This is a genomic window from Pseudomonas sp. MYb60, from assembly GCF_002979555.1.
Taxonomy (GTDB): domain Bacteria; phylum Pseudomonadota; class Gammaproteobacteria; order Pseudomonadales; family Pseudomonadaceae; genus Aquipseudomonas.
Window position 1 is genome coordinate 36,265 of the sequence record NZ_PCOZ01000005.1, and the last position, 19,254, is coordinate 55,518.

17 protein-coding genes are annotated in these 19,254 nt (G+C 63.5%); 11 read left to right on the forward strand and 6 right to left on the reverse strand.

Annotation, left to right across the window (positions count from 1 at the left end; translation table 11 throughout):
* Nucleotides 1–76 precede the first annotated feature (76 nt).
* Nucleotides 77–1,402 carry an LLM class flavin-dependent oxidoreductase gene (locus CQ041_RS09965; protein ID WP_105522891.1) on the reverse strand — a complete coding sequence of 442 codons (1,326 nt, stop codon included), beginning with the start codon at nt 1,400–1,402 and terminating at the stop codon, nt 77–79.
* Nucleotides 1,403–1,597: 195 nt separating this feature from the next.
* Between CQ041_RS09965 and CQ041_RS09970 the strand changes: the two genes are divergently transcribed.
* Nucleotides 1,598–2,542 carry an aliphatic sulfonate ABC transporter substrate-binding protein gene (locus tag CQ041_RS09970; RefSeq protein WP_105522936.1) on the forward strand — a complete coding sequence of 315 codons (945 nt, stop codon included), beginning with the start codon at nt 1,598–1,600 and terminating at the stop codon, nt 2,540–2,542.
* 81 nt (nt 2,543–2,623) lie between these two features.
* On the opposite strand, the gene CQ041_RS09975 is transcribed toward CQ041_RS09970, so the two are convergent.
* The 3 genes from CQ041_RS09975 to CQ041_RS09985 are packed head-to-tail and all read right to left on the reverse strand — an operon-like array spanning nt 2,624 to nt 5,863.
* The gene (locus tag CQ041_RS09975; RefSeq protein ID WP_105522890.1) at nt 2,624–4,099 is read right to left on the reverse strand and encodes a glycerol kinase GlpK; all 1,476 of its coding nucleotides are present in this window, start codon (nt 4,097–4,099) and stop codon (nt 2,624–2,626) included.
* A gap of 5 nt (nt 4,100–4,104) precedes the next feature.
* Nucleotides 4,105–5,037 (reverse strand): transketolase family protein, encoded by a 933-nt coding sequence (locus CQ041_RS09980; protein ID WP_105522889.1) that lies wholly within the window; start codon nt 5,035–5,037, stop codon nt 4,105–4,107.
* Nucleotides 5,027–5,863: a transketolase gene (locus tag CQ041_RS09985; RefSeq protein ID WP_105522888.1), complete on the reverse strand. Its 837-nt coding sequence runs from the start codon at nt 5,861–5,863 to the stop codon at nt 5,027–5,029. Before CQ041_RS09985 ends, CQ041_RS09980 begins: the two co-directional genes overlap by 11 nt.
* A 351-nt stretch (nt 5,864–6,214) precedes the next feature.
* Between CQ041_RS09985 and CQ041_RS09990 the strand changes: the two genes are divergently transcribed.
* The 8 genes from CQ041_RS09990 to CQ041_RS10025 all read left to right on the forward strand — a co-directional run bounded on the left by CQ041_RS09990 (nt 6,215) and on the right by CQ041_RS10025 (nt 14,334).
* Nucleotides 6,215–7,222, forward strand: a complete 1,008-nt coding sequence (locus CQ041_RS09990) for an ABC transporter permease (protein WP_105522887.1) — start codon at nt 6,215–6,217, stop codon at nt 7,220–7,222.
* Nucleotides 7,223–7,273: 51 nt separating this feature from the next.
* Nucleotides 7,274–8,206, forward strand: a complete 933-nt coding sequence (locus tag CQ041_RS09995; protein WP_105522886.1) for a sugar ABC transporter substrate-binding protein — start codon at nt 7,274–7,276, stop codon at nt 8,204–8,206.
* Between the two features lie 15 nt (nt 8,207–8,221).
* Nucleotides 8,222–9,730 carry a sugar ABC transporter ATP-binding protein gene (locus CQ041_RS10000; protein WP_105522885.1) on the forward strand — a complete coding sequence of 503 codons (1,509 nt, stop codon included), beginning with the start codon at nt 8,222–8,224 and terminating at the stop codon, nt 9,728–9,730.
* An 84-nt stretch (nt 9,731–9,814) separates the two neighbouring features.
* Nucleotides 9,815–10,579: an SDR family oxidoreductase gene (locus tag CQ041_RS10005; protein WP_105522884.1), complete on the forward strand. Its 765-nt coding sequence runs from the start codon at nt 9,815–9,817 to the stop codon at nt 10,577–10,579.
* An 18-nt stretch (nt 10,580–10,597) separates the two neighbouring features.
* Nucleotides 10,598–11,398 carry a glucose 1-dehydrogenase gene (locus CQ041_RS10010; protein ID WP_105522883.1) on the forward strand — a complete coding sequence of 267 codons (801 nt, stop codon included), beginning with the start codon at nt 10,598–10,600 and terminating at the stop codon, nt 11,396–11,398.
* A 44-nt stretch (nt 11,399–11,442) separates the two neighbouring features.
* Nucleotides 11,443–12,396 carry a sugar-binding transcriptional regulator gene (locus tag CQ041_RS10015; RefSeq protein ID WP_105522882.1) on the forward strand — a complete coding sequence of 318 codons (954 nt, stop codon included), beginning with the start codon at nt 11,443–11,445 and terminating at the stop codon, nt 12,394–12,396.
* Between the two features lie 22 nt (nt 12,397–12,418).
* A complete protein-coding gene (tal, locus tag CQ041_RS10020) occupies nt 12,419–13,342 on the forward strand; it encodes a transaldolase (RefSeq protein WP_105522881.1) in 924 nt (307 codons plus the stop codon).
* The gene (locus CQ041_RS10025; RefSeq protein WP_105522880.1) at nt 13,339–14,334 is read left to right on the forward strand and encodes a GlxA family transcriptional regulator; all 996 of its coding nucleotides are present in this window, start codon (nt 13,339–13,341) and stop codon (nt 14,332–14,334) included. Before tal ends, CQ041_RS10025 begins: the two co-directional genes overlap by 4 nt.
* Before the next feature lie 61 nt (nt 14,335–14,395).
* Here CQ041_RS10025 and CQ041_RS10030 read toward each other — a convergent pair whose 3' ends face one another.
* Entirely contained in the window at nt 14,396–15,808 is a 1,413-nt protein-coding gene (locus CQ041_RS10030; RefSeq protein WP_105522879.1) for a mechanosensitive ion channel family protein, read from the reverse strand.
* The gene (locus CQ041_RS10035) at nt 15,772–16,800 is read right to left on the reverse strand and encodes a LysR family transcriptional regulator (protein WP_105522878.1); all 1,029 of its coding nucleotides are present in this window, start codon (nt 16,798–16,800) and stop codon (nt 15,772–15,774) included. The genes CQ041_RS10030 and CQ041_RS10035 overlap by 37 nt, the downstream gene beginning before the upstream one ends.
* A gap of 233 nt (nt 16,801–17,033) precedes the next feature.
* Between CQ041_RS10035 and CQ041_RS10040 the strand changes: the two genes are divergently transcribed.
* Nucleotides 17,034–18,572, forward strand: a complete 1,539-nt coding sequence (locus tag CQ041_RS10040) for a sensor histidine kinase (RefSeq protein WP_105522877.1) — start codon at nt 17,034–17,036, stop codon at nt 18,570–18,572.
* The gene (locus CQ041_RS10045; RefSeq protein WP_105522876.1) at nt 18,569–19,219 is read left to right on the forward strand and encodes a response regulator transcription factor; all 651 of its coding nucleotides are present in this window, start codon (nt 18,569–18,571) and stop codon (nt 19,217–19,219) included. The genes CQ041_RS10040 and CQ041_RS10045 overlap by 4 nt, the downstream gene beginning before the upstream one ends.
* Nucleotides 19,220–19,254 lie beyond the last annotated feature (35 nt).

Sequence of the window (19,254 nt, forward strand, 5' to 3'; positions counted from 1 at the left end):
GATCAAAAGCAGCCATGCACAGTGTCCCTTGTATGAATTCAATAACAAAATCGGCAACGGTTGTGCTTGTGAGGGCCTATAGCTCGGAAAGACCCAGGTGCTCGCGCAGCGTCGAGCCTTCGTAGGCGGTGCGGAACAGGCCCTTGCGTTGCAAATGCGGAATCACGCTGTCGACGAACTCCGTGAACGACCCCGGCAGATACCCCGGTGAGATCACAAAACCGTCGCACCCACCCTGCTCGAACAGCTCGGCCAACTGGTCGGCGACCTGCGCGCCAGTGCCCACCAACTGCGGCACACGCACGCTGCTGGCGAAGATGCGGCCGAGCTGTTCCAGGGTCAGCTCCGGGCCCTGCATCAACAGCTTTTCCGCTGCGGCAGCGTGCACCAGTGGCGACTGCGCGACGTCGGCCAAGGTGGCCGTCAGTGGGAACGGCGACAGGTCGACATTCAACTGCGACGCCAAGGTCACCAGCCCCAACTCGGGCCGCGCCAACGCGTTGTGTTTGTCGCGCTTGGCACGCGCTTCGGCTTCGCTGCCGCCAATGAACGGCATCACTGCCGTCAGCACCTTGCAGCTCTCCGCCGTGCGGCCCTGCTGCACCACCTGCGCGCGCACGTCCTCACGAAACGCGCGCATCGCCGCCAGGTGCGGGTGAATGGTAAAAATCGCCTCGGCCCAGCGCGCGCCAAACCGCCGGCCGCGCCCGGAGGAACCGGCCTGGATCAGCACCGGTCGACCCTGGGGCGTGCGCGGAATGTTCAGCGGCCCCTCGACCTTGAACCACTCGCCCTGATGCTGCACCGACGTAATCAGCGAGGGGTCGGCGAGCACGCCGCTTTCCCGGTCGAGCTTGAGCGCGCCCGGCGCCCAGCTGTTCCACAGCTTCAACGCGACTTCGACGAATTCATCGGCGCGGTCGTAGCGCAGATCGTGTTCCAGGTGCTTGTCCTTGCCGAACAGGCGCCCTTCGCTGTCGTTCATCGAGGTGACGATGTTCCAGGCCGCGCGGCCCTTGGACAGGTGGTCCAGGGTGGCGAATTCGCGGGCAATATGCGCCGGCTCGTAATAGGTGGTGGAACGGGTGGCGCCCAGTCCCAGCTTGCGGGTCTGGCCGACCAGGTACGAGAGAATCGGCAGCGGGTCCAGCCGCGTGGCGTCCTGGGCACCGTAGCGCAGGGCAAATTCGCGGGAGCCGCCCATCTGGTCGCCCACGGCGAGGCGGTCGGCAAAGAACAGGAAGTCGAACAGCCCCTCTTCCACCACCTTGGCAACACCGGCGTAATACGCAGGGTCGAGGTAGTTGCCGACGGTGTCCGGGTGGCGCCACACCGCATGGCTGTGCACCACCGGCCCGCTTAATAAAAAGGCCGAAAGATGAATCTGGCGGGACTGGGTCATGGGGAACCTTCGGGTAAAAATGCACTTTTGATTATATTAACCAAGCACTTTTATGAAAGGACCCTATAATTCTATGGTTATGCCCGAATGCTCGGTAAGTGGAAAAAGCGCTTTAAGCTAAGATCTAAAGAGTATTTAACGAATGGTTTTTAGAACTTTATGCTCAAGGCCATTTCGTTGAAGATCGAGCCTGTCATGCCTCTACGTCGTCCCCTTGCTGCGGTACTCGGATTGTTGGCCTTTTCCGTCGCGGTAAGCGCCGGCGCCCAGGAAACCGTGCGCATCGGCTACCAGAAATCCTCCACCCTGATTACCCTGCTGAAAACCCAGGGCACCCTGGAAAAAGCCCTCAAGGCTGACAATATCGCCGTGAGTTGGCACGAGTTCCCCAGCGGGCTGCCGCTGTTGGAGGCGCTGAATGTGGGCAATGTCGACATCAGCGCCGACGTGGCCGACACCGTTCCAATCTTCGCCCAGGCGGCCCAGGCCAAGCTCACCTATTTCGCCCAGGAAGCGCCGTCGCCGTCGGCCCAGGCCATCGTGGTGCGCAAGGACTCACCGATCCAGCAACTGGCCGATTTGAAGGGCAAGAAGATTGCCGTGACCAAGGCCGCCGGCACGCACTATCTGCTGATTGCCGCACTGGCCAAGGCTGGCCTGGCCTTCTCGGATATCGAACCGGCGTACCTGTCACCTGCCGATGGTCGCGCGGCGTTCGAGAACAACAAGGTAGATGCCTGGGTGACCTGGGAACCCTTCCTCACCGGCGTACAGCGTCAACTGCCCACCCGCACGCTGGCGGATGGTACGGGGCTGGCGAGCTACAAGCGTTACTACCTGACCGGCACGCCCTACGCCAAGGCGCACCCGCAGGTGCTGAACGTAGTGTATGAGCAGTTGGACAAGGCCGGCCAATGGATCAAAGCCCACCCGCAGGACGCGGCGAAGGTGCTGGGACCGTTATGGGGCAACCTGGATGTGGCCACGGTGGAGGCGGCGAATGCGCACCGCAGCTACCGGGTGCAGCCGGTGACGATCGATCAGTTGGGTGAACAGCAGAAGATTGCCGATGCGTTTTTCAAGGCGGGGTTATTGCCCAAGTCGGTGGATGCCAAGGATGTGCAGACCTGGAAACCTTGAGACCACACACGGGTTGAATGCTGGAGTGGGCTTGTGTGAGAGCTGGCCTGCCAGCTCCCACAGTTTGGTCTGCGCACGACGCTAGAGCAGCGTGCGGGCCAGGGCCTTTTTCCACTCGGCGTAACGGCTGGTCATCGCCGGATCATCTTGCGGTTCAAACCGTTCGCGCTGACGCTCCAGCGCCCCCAGCGCTGCATCACTGGCCCACACGCCCAATGCCCGCCCCGCCAGGTGCGCCGCACCCAGCGCCGAGACTTCCGGCGACAGGCTGCGCACGACCGGGCGTTGCAGCAGGTCGGCCAGAAACTGCATCAACCAGCGGTTGCGCGTTGCGCCGCCGTCCACCCACAACTCCTTCAACGGGCTGCCGATGTCTTGCTGCATCGCGTCGAACACATCGCGAATCTGATAGCCGATTGACTCCAGCGATGCCCGCAGGATGTGCGCGCCAGAGGTGGCTTCGGTGAGCCCGCAAATCAGGCCGCGCGCGTCGGCCTTCCAGTGCGGCGCACCGAGCCCGGACAGCGCCGGCACAAAGTACACGCCGCCATTGTCCGGCAATTGCGCCGCCTGTTCGGTCAGCTCGTCCAGGGATTCCCCCGCGCCCAAGCGTGCGGCCCACTGCACGGCCGCGCCGGTATGGACGATATTGCCTTCCATGCCAAACGTCGGCCGCCCGCCCTCGTGCCACGCCAAGGTGGTGGACAGCCCGTGGGTGGACGCTATCGGCCCGCCCATGGGCGTCATCAACGATGAACCGGTGCCGAGGGTGGCCTTGACCAATCCCGGGGCAAACCCACCCTGGCCGTACAGCGCCGCGTGGGAATCACCAATCATCGACATCACCGGGATGCCAGCCGGCAAGCGACCGGCCGCCACGGTTTCAGCGAAGAACCCTGCGCTCGGCTGGATCGGCGCCAACGCCGCGAGCGGAATCGCGAACAGCTCCAGCAGTTGCGGGTCCCAGGCACAGGTGTGCAGATTGAACAGTTGGGTGCGTGCCGCGTTGGAATAGTCGGTAGCAAATACCTGGCCGCCGCTGAGCTTCCACAGCAGCCAGCTGTCGACGGTGCCCAGGCAGATTTCGCCAGCAGCGGCGCGGGCGTGGCCGTTTTCCAGGTGATCGAGAATCCAGCGGAACTTGCCGGCGGAAAACATCGGGTCCAGGGCCAGCCCGGTTTTTTCCAGGACCAGCGCTTCATGGCCCTGCTCATGCAACTGCGTGCACAACGCGGTGGAGCGTCGGCATTGCCAACTGATGCACGGCGACAACGGCTCGCCGCTGCGCCGGTCCCAGGCCACCACCGATTCACGCTGGTTGCTGATGGCCAAGGCGGTGATCGGCCGGTCTACTTGCGCCAGGCATTCTTCAATGGCCGCGAGGGTGTTCTGCCAGATCAGCAGCGGGTCCTGCTCGGAAAAGCCGGCCTGGGGGTGGCTGATGCTCAAGGGTCGCGAACCCCGGGCAATCACTTGCCCGAGCTCATTGACCAGCACCGCCTTGGCGTTGCTGGTGCCCTCATCTATCGCCAGGATCAGCGGAGTGTTGTTAGTCATTGAATTCACCGCAACCGAGTGGCAGCCGCCACGATCCCAGCCGCGTCGATGTTATGCAAGGCGCGGGTCGGTTCGCGGGCGCCGGCGGCGGCGTATTCACCGTCGGCAATGCCCAGGCGCGTCAGGGTAATGCCCAGGCCGGCCTCGGCCAGCACTTCGGCGACCAGGCTGCCGACGCCGCCATTGATGTTGTGTTCTTCAACGGTGATGACCGCGCGCGTGCCGCTCAAGGCGCTGAGCAATACGTCGCGCTGCAAGGGCCGGATCGACGACAGGTTGATCACCTGCGCCTCGATGCCCTGCTCCGCCAGCAACGCTGCCGCGTCCACCGCTTCATGCACCACCGAGCCGAGGGCGACGATGCTCACGTCTGCACCCTGGCGCAGCACATCCACCTGGCCGGGCTTGAACTGATAGTCGCCGTTGTGTACGTCCGGCAGGGCTTTGCCATCGAGACGGATGTACACCGGGCCTTCGTAGCGCAGTGCGTAATCGACGATCTGCCGACATTCAATAGCGTCTGCCGGGGCAAAGATCTGCACGTTGCCAAAACCACGCATTACCGAAATATCGTCAAGGCTGTGGTGGGTGCTGGCCAGCGGACCGTAGCTGGCACCGGCATTCAGGCCGAACATCTTCACGTTGGCCTGGTTGTAGCAGACGTCCACCTTGATCTGTTCGTTGGCGCGCGAGATCAGGAACGGCGCCGCGTTGCAGGTCACCGAAATCTTGCCGCCCAACGCCAGGCCTGCCGCGACGCTGACCAGGGACTGCTCGGCAATCCCCACGTTGATCAGGCGCTCCGGAAAGCGCTGGGCGAACGGGCCGATCTTGGCCGTGGAAGTGGAGTCGCTGACCACCGGAATCACGTCCAGGCCGGCATCGACAGCGGCGATGAAGCCTTCCACCATCACGCTCGCCAAATGTTCACTCGCCATGACTCAACTCCTCCAGTGCCGCGTTGATTTCGTCACCCTTGGGCACGCGGTGGTGCCATTCGGGACGGGCTTCGATAAACGACACGCCCTTGCCTTTGATGGTGTGGGCGATCAGCACCTGGGGCGCGCCCGTTTGGGTCTGCATGGTTTCCAGGCTCTGGATCAACTGGCCCACGTCGTTGCCGTCGCACTCGCTGACGGTGAAGCCGAAGGCCGCCCATTTCACGTCCAGGGGGTCCAGCGGCATGATCTCGGCCGTCAGGCCGGCCAGCTGCAGCTTGTTCTTGTCGACGATCACGAACAGGTTATCCAGACCGTACTTGGCCGCGGCCATCGCCGCTTCCCAGTTGGAGCCCTCGGCCAGCTCGCCGTCGCCGGTCAGCACATAGATGCGCTTCTTGCTGCCGGACAGCTTCGCCGCCAAGGCCAGCCCCACCGCCACTGGCAAACCATGGCCAAGGGCGCCGGTGTTGAGTTCGATGCCGGGCGTTTTCTGGCGCACCGGATGACCGGGCAAGTGGGAGTTGAAATGCTGGTAAGTGGGCAACCAGTCGACCGGAATGTAGCCCGCCTGCGCCAGGCAGCAGTACAAACCGCCGACACCGTGGCCCTTGCTCTGAATGTAGATGTCGCGCTCAGGGTCCTGGGTGCGTTCAGGCCCGGTATTGAGGATGCGGAAATACAGGGTGGCGAGGATGTCGGTTTCGGACAGGTCCGCCCCAGTGTGACCGCCAGCCGGCGAGTCGGCATTCAGGCGGATCACATGGCGCCGGATCAGGCGGGCCTGTTCTTTGATCTGGTGGGCGTCGTACTGGAAGGCATTCATGCAGCGGCTCCTATGAGGCTGACCACGCGGGGGTGAAAGTGCCAAAAGCTGTTTTGAATATTTATTCAGCAGTGACAATATATTTCTATTTAGACGCCGAACGCTCAGCAGGTCAAGTGAGCGAACGGCAGAAAAATCAAAAATATCCCTCGGACAAACGGCGAGAATCCCAAGCGCCCTTATCTATCCCGTGGCTTTGCGTGGTATGAAAGCAGCGGTTTAGAGGCCTACCTAAAAAATTAAGCACTTGACATTGCCACGGTGGCACTGGAATCTGAATTAACAGTCAGGCACGCATAAATATTCAAGCGACCTGAAAGCACTCCAAAAAAAATAACTCAGGAGAACACTGTGGACGCCAAAGCTTCTGTCCATCACCCGGCGGACATCAAACCGCCCCACCGCCCCCGGCTGGTGAAACTGCTGCCCAGCAACATTGGCGGCCCACTGATCGGCCTCGTGCTGCTGGTACTGGTCTTCTCCTTCAGTTCCGAATTCTTCTTTTCCCTGCGCAATGGCCTGAACATTCTTGATCAGGTCACGGTGCTGGGCATCCTGGCGATCGGCATGACCGCCGTGATCGTGATCGGCGGCATCGACTTGTCGGTCGGCTCGGTGCTGGCCTTCTCGATGATGATGCTCGGCTGGCTGTATCAGGACCAGGCCGTGCCACTGGGCCTGGCGATTCCGATCTCGATCGGCACCGGCATGCTCGCCGGGCTGGTGTCCGGCGCGCTGATCACCTACGCAAAATTGCCGCCCTTCATTGCCACGCTGACCATGATGTCGGTGGCCCGTGGCCTGGCGAACATCCTCACCGAAGGCCGGCAGATCGTCGGCTACCCGGAGTGGTTCACCAGCCTGGCGACGGTGCGGCATTTCGGTTTCCTCTCGGCCACCGTCGGGCTGTTTTTGGTGATGCTGCTGGTGGCCTGGGTGTTCCTGCGCTTCCGTGCCGGTGGCCGCAACCTCTACGCCATGGGCGGTAGCCCGGAAGTGGCGCGCCTGTCAGGCATCAAGGTCCGCGCGATCACGCTGTGGGTCTACGCCATCAGCGGCGCCTTGGCCGGCATCGCCGCCGTGACCCTGGCCGCCCGCCTCGACTCCTCTCAACCCAGTGCCGGCCTGAGCCTGGAGCTGGACGCCATCGCCGCCGTGGTGATTGGCGGCGCCAGCCTCAACGGTGGCGTCGGCAGCATTGGCGGCACCCTGGTGGGTGTGCTGATCATTGGCGTGTTGCGCAATGGCCTCAACCTGCTGGGCGTCTCGCCCTTTATCCAACAAGTGGTGATCGGCGTGGTCATCGCCCTCGCGGTGACCATCGACACCCTGCGTCGCCGTTCCAGTACTGCCCGTTAAACCTGTTCGACCGTTGACACCCTCCAACAATAAAATCAGGAGTCACCCGACATGTTCAGCCCCAAGAAACTGCTGTTGGCCACCGCCCTCGCGGCTGCCACCCTCACCACGGCCGGCACCACCTGGGCCAAGGATCTGACCATCGGCCTGGCCGTGGCCAACCTGCAGGCCGACTTCTTCAACCAGATCAAGCAATCGGTGGAAGCCGAAGGCAAGGCCAAGGGGATCAAGGTGATCACCGTGGACGCCCAGGGCAACTCGTCCACCCAGGTCAGTCAGATTGAAGACCTGATCACCCGCCAGATCGACGTGCTCATCTACATCCCGGCCGGTGCCACGGCCGCCGGCGTACCGGTCAAAGCCGCCAAGGCCGCCGGTATCCCGGTGATCGCCGTGGACCGCAACGCACCTGACGCACCCGGCGATACCTTCATCGCCAGTGACAGCGTGGCCGGCGCCAAGACCTTGGCCGAATACGTGGGCAAGGTCACCGAAGGCAAGGGCCGCATCGCGATCCTGCAAGGCCAGCTCGGCACCACCCCGGAAAACGACCGTGCCAAGGGTTTTGAAGAGGGCCTCAAAGCCTTCCCGGACCTCAAGGTCGTCGCCCAGCAACCCGCCGAATGGGCCCAGGACAAAGGCTTCGCCGTGGCCCAGGACCTGCTCCAGCGTGACCCGAACATCACCGTGTTCTTCGGCCGAGCCGACGCGATGGCCCTCGGCGCCGCTCAGGCGGTGAAGGTCGGCAACCTCGATCACAAGGTCGTGGTGGTCGGTTTCGACGGTGACGTCGCCGGGCTCAAGGCAGTACAAAGCGGCGTGCTCAACGCCACCATGACCCAGCAGACCCAGCAAATGGGCCGCCTGGCCGTGGCGTCGGCCATCGACCTCAAGGCCGGTAAAGCCGTACCCAAGGAACAACTGCTGCCCACCGTGCTGACCACCAAAGAAAACGTCGCGCCGTTCCTGCAACAGCACCCGTAAACCTTGGAGGTCGTCATGCAAGCAGCTGCTCTGGAGACCACCGCCGATGCGGTGCTGTGCCTGCGCAATATCAGCAAGGCCTACGGGCCGGTGCAGGTACTGTCCCAGGTGAACGTGGATATTCGCCCCGGCGAAGTACTGGCCCTGCTCGGCGAGAATGGCGCGGGTAAATCCACCCTGTCGTCGATCATCGCAGGGCTGGTGCAACCGGAAGCCGGGGGCAGCATGACCTGGCTCGGCCAGCCTTACGCACCCGGTTCACCGGGGGCGGCGCTGAGTGCGGGCATCGGCCTGATCCACCAGGAAATCCGGCTGCTGCCGCAATTGTCGATCGCCGAGAACATCTTCGTCGGTCGCCTGCCCATGCGTCACGGGAAGGTGGACCGCGACTACATGGAGGCCCAGGCGCAAATCCAGCTGGAACGCCTGGGGCTCAAGGTGCCCGCCTCGCGCAAGGTCGAAGGCCTGAGCGTGGCGGCCCAGCAACTGGTGGAAATCGCCAAGGCCCTGACCCTCAAGGCCAGCCTGCTGATTCTCGATGAGCCCACCGCGGCATTGGGTGGCGAAGAAACCGAGCTGCTGTTCAAGCAGGTTGAACGGCTCAAGGCCGAGGGCGTGTCGTTCATCTACATCAGCCATCGCCTGGAAGAAATCGCGCGCATCGCCGACCGTGTGCTGGTACTGCGCGACGGTCAACAAGTGGCCTTGCACGCCACGGCCCAGGTGCCGGTGCGCGAGCTGGTGGAGCAGATGGTCGGGCGCAGCCTGGAGCGGATTTTCCCCACACTGCAGGCGCCCGGCGACCACGTGATGTTGCAGGTCAAGGACTTGAGCTGCCGCGAATTCGCCTTGCATGGCATCGATTTCAGCGTGCGCGCCGGCGAAGTGTTCGGCATCGCCGGCGTGGTCGGCGCCGGACGGACCGAACTGGTACGCACCATTGCCGGCGCGGCCCAGGACATCCAGGGGCACATGCTGCTGGACGGCGAAGTGCGCCAGTTGCGCTCGCCGTTCGAGGCGATCCAGGCCGGCGTGGTGCTGGTGCCTGAAGACCGCAAGCAGCAAGGCGTGGTGGTAGAGCATCGTATCGAAGACAACCTGGTTTACGGCAACACCGACCTGCTGAATAAAAGTGGCTGGGTGCTGCCTGCCGCCCTGCATGAGTTCGCGCGCACGGCGGTCGCTCGGCTTGGTGTGAAAGGCGCGCCGCAGTCGCGGATCTCCAGTTTGTCTGGCGGCAACCAGCAGAAAGTGATCATCGCCAAGTGGCTCGCGCGCAACCCCAAGGTGTTCATCCTCGACGAGCCCACGCGCGGCATCGACGTGGGCGCACGGGCCGCCATCTATGAAGTGATCGCCGATCTTGCCGCCAAGGGCATGGCAGTGATTGTGGTGAGTTCGGACCTGGATGAAGTGCTGGGCCTGTCGCACCGCGTCATGGTCATGAGCCGGGGGCGGCAGATGGGGATTCTGGAGCGGGGGGATGCCACGCCGGTATCGGTGATGGAAATGGCGACCGCATAACTCAAGACCACCGCTGTTCCCTGTGGGCGGGGGCTTGCCCTCTCCCACAGGGGTTCTACTGTGAATTCAACATTGGAGTTATCCATGCAACTTTTTAGTCTTCAGGGCCAAGTCGCCTTCGTCACCGGTGCCGGCAGTGGTATTGGCCAAGCCATCGCCGTGGGCCTCGCTGAAGCGGGAGCAGACGTGGCGTGCTTCGACCTGCCCAACAGCCCCGGTATCGCCAGCACCGTCGAACGCATCCAGGCCCTCGGCCGTCGCGCCCTCGCCCTCAGCGGCACGGTCACCGAACGCGCCGCGCTGGACGCTGCCGTCGCTCGCACCGAACACGACCTGGGTGAACTCAGCGTCGCCGTCAACTGCGCCGGCATTGCCAATGCCCAGGCCGCCGAAGACCTCGAGCTGCAGCGCTGGCAAACCACCCTGGACATCAACCTCACCGGTATTTTCCTGAGCTGCCAGGCGCAGGCCGCCGTGATGCTCCCGCGTGGCAAGGGCGCCATCGTCAATATCGCGTCCATGTCCGGCAGCATCGTCAACCGTGGCTTGCTGCAAGCCCACTACAACACGTCCAAGGCCGGGGTCATCCACCTGAGCAAGAGCCTGGCGATGGAATGGGCCGACAAGGGCCTGCGGGTCAATTGCATCAGCCCTGGCTATACCGCCACACCGATGAACTCGCGTCCGGAAGTGGCCGACCAGGTGAAGATTTTTGAACAGACCACGCCCATGGGCCGTATGGCCAGCGTGGAAGAGATGGTCGGCCCGGCGATCTTCCTGGCAAGCCAGGCCTCGTCGTTCTGCACGGGTGTCGACCTGTTGGTCGATGGCGGTTTTGTCTGCTGGTAAGCCTTGGAGTTTCCTGTCATGTCGCAACGTTTCAGCGGTAAAACCGTAGTGATCACCGGCGCCTGCCGTGGCATCGGCGCCGGCATTGCCGAGCGCTTCGCCCAGGAAGGCGCCAACCTGGTATTGGCCTCCAACGACCTGGAGCGCGTGACCTTCACGGCTGACCAGCTCGCCCAGGAATACGGCGTCGACGCCCTGGCCCTGGGCATCGACGTCACCAACGAAGACGACATCGAAAAGCTCTACCGTGAAGGCCATGCGCGCTTTGGCAGCATTGACGTGTCGGTGCAAAACGCCGGCATCATCACCATCGACCACTACGACAAAATGCCCCGCGCCGACTTCGACAAGGTGCTGCACGTCAACACCACCGGCGTGTGGCTGGGCTGCCGGGAAGCGGCCAAGTACATGGTCAAGCAAGGCAGCGGGCGGTTGATCAACACCTCCTCGGGCCAGGGCCGCCAAGGCTTTATCTACACGCCCCACTACGCTGCGAGCAAGATGGGCGTGATCGGCATTACCCAGAGCCTGGCACTGGAACTGGCGCGGCATAACATCACGGTCAACGCGTTCTGCCCCGGCATCATCGAAAGCGAGATGTGGGACTACAACGACCGCGTCTGGGGCGAGATCCTCAGCACCGACGAGAAACGCTACGGCAAGGGCGAGCTGATGGCCGAATGGGTCAAGAACATCCCCCTTCGCCGCGCCGGCAAACCCTCGGATGTGGCAGGCCTGGTGGCCTTCCTGGCCTCGGACGATGCGGCGTACCTCACCGGGCAAGCGATCAATATCGATGGCGGCCTGATCATGTCGTAAGGGTTTGGTATCCTCAGCGACTTGAAACAATTATTGAGGCTTTCATGAGCCAGATCGAAGAACAGCGCCTGATCACCAAGATCGCGAGCCTCTATTACGAAGAAGGGCTCAAGCAGTCCGAGATTTCCACGCAGCTGGACCTGTCCCAGTCCTTTATCAGCCGCGCCCTTCGCCGGGCGCTGCAGGACGGCGTGGTCAAGATCAGCGTGATGCGCCTGCAAGGCCTGCACCTGGAGCTGGAAAGCCAATTGCAGCGCCGCTACGGCGTGCGCCGGGTGATCGTGGTGGAAGCCACCGAGCCCGGCAACGATGAAAGCATCAAGCAGGCGATCGGTTCGGCGGCAGCCCATTACCTCGAAACCAGCCTGTCGCTGCAGGACCACATCGGCATTTCGTCGTGGAGCAGCACCATTCGCGCCATGGTCGGCCATTTGCACGCGCAGCCAGGCAAACAAGGCGCGCAAGAAGTGGTACAACTGCTGGGCGGCGTCGGCAACAAGGGCGCGTTCGAAGCCACCCTGCTCACCCAGCGCCTGGCTACACTGCTCAACTGCCCGGCGTATCTGCTGCCATCGCAAAGCATCGAGCAATCGGTGCAAAGCAAACAGCGCATCGTGCAGATGGAAGAGGTCAAGGAAGTGCTGCAACGCTTTGACAGCATCACCCTGGCGATTGTCGGTATCGGCGAACTGGAGCCATCGCAACTGCTGCGCAACAGCGGCAACTATTACACCGAGGACATGCTGCGCCTGCTCGCCGAGCGGGGCGCGGTGGGCGATATCTGCCTGCGCTACTTCGATGCCGACGGCAAGCCGGTATTGGAAGAAGATGAAGAATTCGTGGTGTCGGTGTCGCTGCCCAAGCTGCGCGCCATCCACCGTGTGCTCGGCCTGGCCGGCGGGCTGAACAAGGTCCAGGCGATTCGTGGCGCGCTCAAGGGCGGCTACCTGGACATCCTGATCACCGACCTGGACACCGCACAGGCCTTGAACCACTAACCCTTTCTGGAGACTGCCGCTCATGACGTCCAAGCTCGAACAACTCAAGCAATTCACCACCGTGGTCTGCGACACCGGCGACCTCGAAGCCATCAGCCGCCTGCGCCCGGTGGACGCCACCACCAACCCGTCGCTGCTGCTCAAGGCCGCCGCCATCCCCGAATATGCCGACCTGCTGCGCAGCGCCGTGGCCCATGCCAAGGGCGATGTGGACCTGGCCTGCGATCACTTTGCGGTGTCGGTGGGGACGGGAATTCTGAAGGTGATTCCGGGGCGTATTTCCACCGAAGTCGACGCGCGCCTGTCCTTCGATGAAGAAGCACTGTGGGCCAAGGCCAACCAGTTGATCGCCCTGTATGACCAGGCCGGCGTGAGCCGCGACCGCGTGCTGATCAAGCTGGCCTCGACCTGGGAAGGCATTCGCACTGCCGAGCGCCTGGAAAAGGCTGGCATCCAGACCAACCTCACCCTGCTGTTCTCCTTCGCCCAGGCCGTGGCCTGCGCCGACGCCGGGGTGTTCCTGATCTCGCCATTCGTGGGCCGTATCTACGACTGGTACCGCAAGAGCACCGGGCAGGACTACACCGGCGCCGAAGACCCGGGCGTGCAGTCGGTGACGCGTATCTACAATTACTACAAGGCCAATGACATCCCGACCGTGGTGATGGGCGCCAGTTTCCGCACCCTCAGCCAGATCGAACAACTGGCCGGCTGCGACCGCCTGACCATCAGCCCGGACCTGCTGCAAAAGCTCGCCGACGACAATGGCCCGCTGGAACGCAAGCTGGTACCCGGCACGGCGGGCGAAGCACGCCAGTCGTTGACCGAAGCGCAGTTCCGCTGGGCCTCCAACGAAGATGCGATGGCCACCGAGAAACTCGCCGAAGGCATTCGCCAGTTCGCCCGCGACCAGGAAAAACTGGAACAGCTGCTGGGCAACGCATGACCCCGGTGGCGGCGTTGGGTCAGCCACGCACCTTGGTGTTCCTGGCCTACCCGCAGATGGGTCTGCTGGACCTGACTGGCGCCCAGACGGTGTTCTGGGCCGCCACCAAAGCCATGGCCGAGCGTGGCCTGCCCGGCTACGTGATACACACGGCGAGCCTGGCCGGTGGCTTGATGCCAACGGCCGAGGGGCTGAGCGTCGATACTACGGCGCTGGGCTCACTGGCCGACCGCGCCATCGACACCTTGATCGTGCCCGGCGCGCCCGCCATCCAACAGGCCATGGCCGCCAACACCGCGCTGGTGGATTGGCTGCGCATCGCCTCCACCACCGCCGGGCGCACCGCCTCGGTGTGCAGCGGTACCTTCCTGCTGGCCATGGCCGGCCTGCTCGATGGGCGCCGCGCCGCCACTCACTGGGCGATGTGCGACATGCTCAGGCAAGGGTTCCCGGCGATCGTGGTGGACATGGACGCGATCTTTATCCAGCAAGGCAATGTGTGGACCTCCGCAGGGGTGACCGCCGGTATCGACCTGGCGTTGGCGCTGGTGGAACTCGACTGCGGCCGCGACGTTGCGCTGCAAGTCGCGCGCGAGCTGGTGGTGTTCCTCAAGCGACCGGGTGGGCAAGCGCAATTCAGCCAGTTGTTGCAGGCGCAGACGGAACACAGCGCCGGCTTCGACAGCCTGCACCTGTGGATCGCCGATCACCTGCAGGAACCCGACCTGTCGGTGGATCGCCTGGCGCAGCAGGCACAGATGAGCCCGCGCAATTTCGCCCGGGTCTACAAGCAACGCACCGGCCGCACCCCGGCCAAAGCGGTGGAACTGTTCCGCCTGGAAGCCGCACGGCGACTGCTGGAAGATTCGCAACGCAACATCGACCAGATAGCCCGCCTATGCGGTTTCGGCGATGAAGAACGCATGCGCTATACCTTCCACCGACACCTGACCATCTCGCCCAGAGAATACCGCGAGCGGTTTTCCCGCTGACCGGACGCGCACGAACGATAAAGCCCCCTCCCACACTGACTGCATTCCAGCATCCATGAAGTTATTTGTTTTGGAGCCAGCGCAGAAGCCCGGTTTTCTTGATGGGCTGCGGTTTCTTGAGTACCACGGCCTCCCGAATGCCTTCACGCTGATGCTGCAGCTTGTCCAGGGCCAGCAACAAATCACTGCTGTGCTGCAACTGCGCGCCCAACAACGATTTCTCGATGCGAAACAAGCGCCCGCTGGTGAGGCTGCGGAACTGCCCACGGGAGCGACCTTCGGCGAGGATACCCTCCTCGCCCATCACTTCACCGGGGCCCATGCGTCCGGCTTCCACGACCCGCTCGCCATCATGAATGGCCACGGAAACGACGCCGGTCGCAATGATCAGCAAACCATCGGCAATTTCATCGAACGCCAACAGTACCTGGTTAGCCTGAAAATCCACCGCGGTCATGGCCTCGGCCAGGCGATCGCGCTCTTCGACGCTGAGGCTGCGCATCACCCGCGCTTCCTCCAGCAACTGACGTTGACGGCTCCAGGCGTGCGGGGCAACTCCCCAGGTGACGCCGGCGGCCTCCAGGTGTCGATGGGCGAGGTCGAACATCAGGTTGCGCACGCTGCTGCGCGCCGAACGTGAGGCGACAAACCCTTTGAGTTCATACTCGTTGAATTCCAGTTGCGAACTCTTCACGCAGACCTTGGGCGCATGCCCCGGCAACAACGCCTGGGTGCCCTGCAACGCTTTCTCCAACGCGTCCAGCACCATGCGTGGCGCCACTGCGCTGGGCACCGCGAGGCTGACGCTCACCCCGTGCACTCCGCCGGCGCGGCTGTGATTGAGGATCCTGGCCTTGGCCGCCAGGGCATTCGGCACCACGGCAACGCTGCCCGACTCGGTCTGCAAATGGGTGGAGCGCCAATCGATCTCCAGCACCTTGCCCTCCACGCCATCGATACTGATCCAGTCGTCGAGTTGATAGGGTTTGGTGGTGTTGATCACGATCCCGCTGAACACATCGCTCAGCGTGCTTTGCACCGCCAGGCCGAAAACGATCGCCATCGCGCCCGACGTCGCCAGCAGGCCCTTGACTGGCAGTTGCAACACATAAGCTGCTGCACCGACGATGGCCACCAGGAAAATCACCGCGCCCAGCACGTCATGCAACAGGCGCGCACTCTGGCCGACGCGGGCGCTGAGGCCATGGCCGAGGATCACCGTGACGGTGCGCGCGGCAAACAACCACCAGGCGATGCCGAGTACGGTCGCCAGCAGGTTGAGCACCGCTTCGTCTGGCCACGGCGGCGGCTGCAACGGGCTAAGCCCGGCGGTCAGCATCACCCAGCAGAACAGACTGAACACCAGCACTCGCAACACCGTGCGCAGGCTGCGTCGGAGGGGGCCGAGGCATTGCCAGAGGATCAGGTCGAGCAGGATCAGGACGCCGGCGAGCAATAGAGGGTGGGTGTACATGGCGAATGTTCCTCAACGGTTGGGGTGTGGTGAGAGAGCTTGCTCGCCAGGGAGGGAACACCCACCACAGACAGTGTGCTCACCACCGCCTCCCCCAGAACCACACTGCATCGCGCCCGCAACCAGCGCTCTGCAGGATCGTTATGAGTGGTGCCGCGCCAGACCAGCGCCAGTTCCTGCTCAGGCAGTGCCAGCGGCACCGGCTGCGCGCGTAGCCCTCCGACGCCCGCCATGGCACGGGCGACGTAATCGGGCACGACGGCGAGCAGGTCGCTGTCGGCCAGCAATACCGGCAAGGCACTGAACTGCGGCACCGTGAGCACCACTTTGCGCTGGCGGCCCATCAGGCACAGCGCACGGTCAGCGTCGTCGATCACATTGCCCATGGACGACACCACCGCATGGGGCCGCTGGCAGAATTCCTCCAGGCCCAGTTCCCCCGGCCGCGTATCCGCGCGCAGCAACATCGGGCGCATCGGCCGCAGGCTTTTGCGCCGTGCGTTCGCCGGCAATTCCTGGGTGTGGCTGATGCCCAGGGAGATCTCGCCACTGGTCAGCAGTTGGGACATCTGCCAATGATCGGCGCGGCGCACCACCAGGGTCATGTTCGGCGCCTCGATGCGCAGGCGCCGCAGCAGGCTGGGCAGCAGCGCATATTCCACATCATCCGACAGGCCGATATGGAAGGTCGCCTCGCTGGTCGCCGGGTTGAACGCCTGGCAGCGACTCAGCGCTGCCGCGATGCTGTCGAGCGCCGGCCCGAGGTTGCTGAAGATTTCTTCGGCACGGGACGTCGGCTGCATCAGCCGGCCGGCTCGGATGAAGAGCGGGTCATCGAACATCAGCCGCAGGCGGCCCAGGGCACTGCTGATGGTCGGCTGGCCGAGGAACAGCTTCTCGCCAACGCGGCTGACATTGCGCTCATGCATCATCGACTCGAACACCACCAACAAGTTGATGTCAGCACGACGCAGGTCATTTCTGTTCATCATGTCAGCCACCCGGCCCAGGGCCTTGGAGAGAAATAAGAGGCCTCAGGTTAGGGCCGGGCGTGCGTCTCTCGTACCTGGGGTCAGCGTGGTCATACCTGGGTATAGGCAGCCCACATCCAGACAGGGCGTGGCAGGATTTCAGGGTTTTGTGTCCTACTCGTTGAGAAAGGATGCTTTTAAAGTAACTGACCCCTGCTCCACCCTCGATAACAACAATGGAGTGCCTGAACGCCATGAAAATCACCGTTCCCGCGAGTGCGCGTCGCGAACAGTCATGGTTGACCGGCCTCTGGGACCGGTTGCTGTTCACGCCGCGCCAGGCCCGTTCCCGTGGGGCGTTCGGCATCAGCCCGACGCCGTTGGTCAACGCCCTCGGCTGGGTCGTGGGGTTGGTGGTGGCCTGCGGGATCTTCGTGATCAACTCCGAGACCCACACCGACTGGGCGCCGACCCTGCTCTACATCACGTTGCTGCTGATGGCGGCCAACCTGTTTTCGATCAATGTGGTGATCGGCGTCGCGCTGTTTTCCATCGGGCTGCTCACGGCGCTGTTCCTGTACAACGGCAACTATGAGCGCTGGGACGCGGTCACCGGTTTCTTCCGCTGCCTCACCGCGCTGTCGGCCATCACCTTCCTGGCGCTGCGCAGCAAGTACGCCGCAGACAGCCTGCGCCACAACGAGGCCTACCTGATCGGCGCACAGCGCTTGAGCCAGACCGGCAGCGTGAGTTTTCGTGGCGACAATGACGTGATGTCCTGGTCCGAGGAGCTGGCGCGGATCTTCGAGTACCCCTATTCGCAGGCACCTACCGCTGCGATGGTGCTGGCGCGCACGCACCCCGACGACCTGCACCTGGCCCACGCCGTGTTTGCACAGGCGCTCAAGCAAGTCCCCTTGATCGAGGTCAAGCACCGCTTGTTGATGCCGGACGGGCGGGTCAAACACATTCACATGATCGCCAGCCCGGTGGAGACTCGCGGCCATTTCGAATACCTGGGCGCGGTCAAGGACATCACCGCCGACAAGCTCGCCGAAGAAGCCTTGTTCCATGCCCAGAGCCAGTTGGCCCACGTCACCCGCATCACCTCGCTGGGCGAACTCGCGGCCTCGATTGCCCACGAGGTCAATCAGCCGCTGACCGCCATCACCAGCAGCGGCGAAGCGTGCCGACGCTGGCTGGACCGTGCCGTGCCGGACCTCAACGAAGCGCGCCAGTCCCTGGACCGCATCGTCTCCAGCGCCACCCGCGCCAGCGAGGTGATCAGCCGCATCCGCGCGCTGTCGCGCAAATGCGACCCGCTGCGCAAGCCCGAATCCCTCGACGCCATCGTCAACGAAACCCTGGGCCTGGTGCACCACGAACTGTCCCGCCACAAAGTGCGCAGCCGCGTGGAGCTGACCACCCTCGACGCCCGGATCAATGCTGACCGGGTGCAACTGCAACAGGTGATCATCAACCTGGTGATCAACGCCTGCCACGCCATGGACACCATCACGCCGCGCCAGCGCTTGCTGCAAGTGCGCACCTGGGTGGAAGGGCATGAGGTGCTGCTGGAAGTCACCGACCAGGGGATCGGCATCGACGCCGCCTCGATGCCCACCCTGTTCCAACCTTTCTACACCACCAAACCCGAGGGACTGGGCATGGGCCTGTCGATCTGCCGTTCGATCATCGACTTCCACGGTGGCCGCCTGTGGGCGACCAGTGCGCCGGGCCCGGGCACTTCGTTCACCTGCGCCCTGCCCCTGCTGGCCGAGGAGGCCCCATGAACGATCTTCACCCGATGAACCGGGTCATCAGCCACGAGCCGTGGGTGTACATCGTCGATGACGACCGACCCTTGCGCGAATCCCTCGGCAGCCTGTTGCGCTCGGTAGGCTTGCAGGTGCAGCTCTTTGCCTCGGCGGCCGAGTTCATGGGTTTTCCACGCCCGGACCTGCCCAGTTGCCTGGTGCTGGACGTGCGCCTGCAAGGCACCAGCGGCCTGGATTTCCAGAACGAATTGGTGGCGGCGCAGATCAACCTGCCGATTGTGTTCATGACCGGCCACGGCGACATCGCCATGACCGTGCGCGCGATGAAGGCCGGCGCAGTGGACTTCCTGGCCAAGCCGTTTCGTGAGCAGGACCTGATCGACGCCGTGTGCGCCGCCCACACCCGGGACAAGGCCCGACGCGAAGCCGAACGTGGCAGCGACGCCCTGCGCAGCCGCTACGCCACCCTCACGCCCCGCGAGCAGACGGTGATGGCCCTGGCGGCCTCCGGCCTGATGAACAAGCAGATTGCCGGCGAGATCGGCCTGAGCGAGATCACCGTGAAGATTCATCGCGGCCAGGCCATGCGCAAGATGGTTGCGCGTTCGTTCGCCGACCTGGTACGCATGGCGCAGGCCCTGGGTATCGCGGTTAAGCCGTGAGACGGGTATACCCACGTATAGTATTTTGCCGGTGG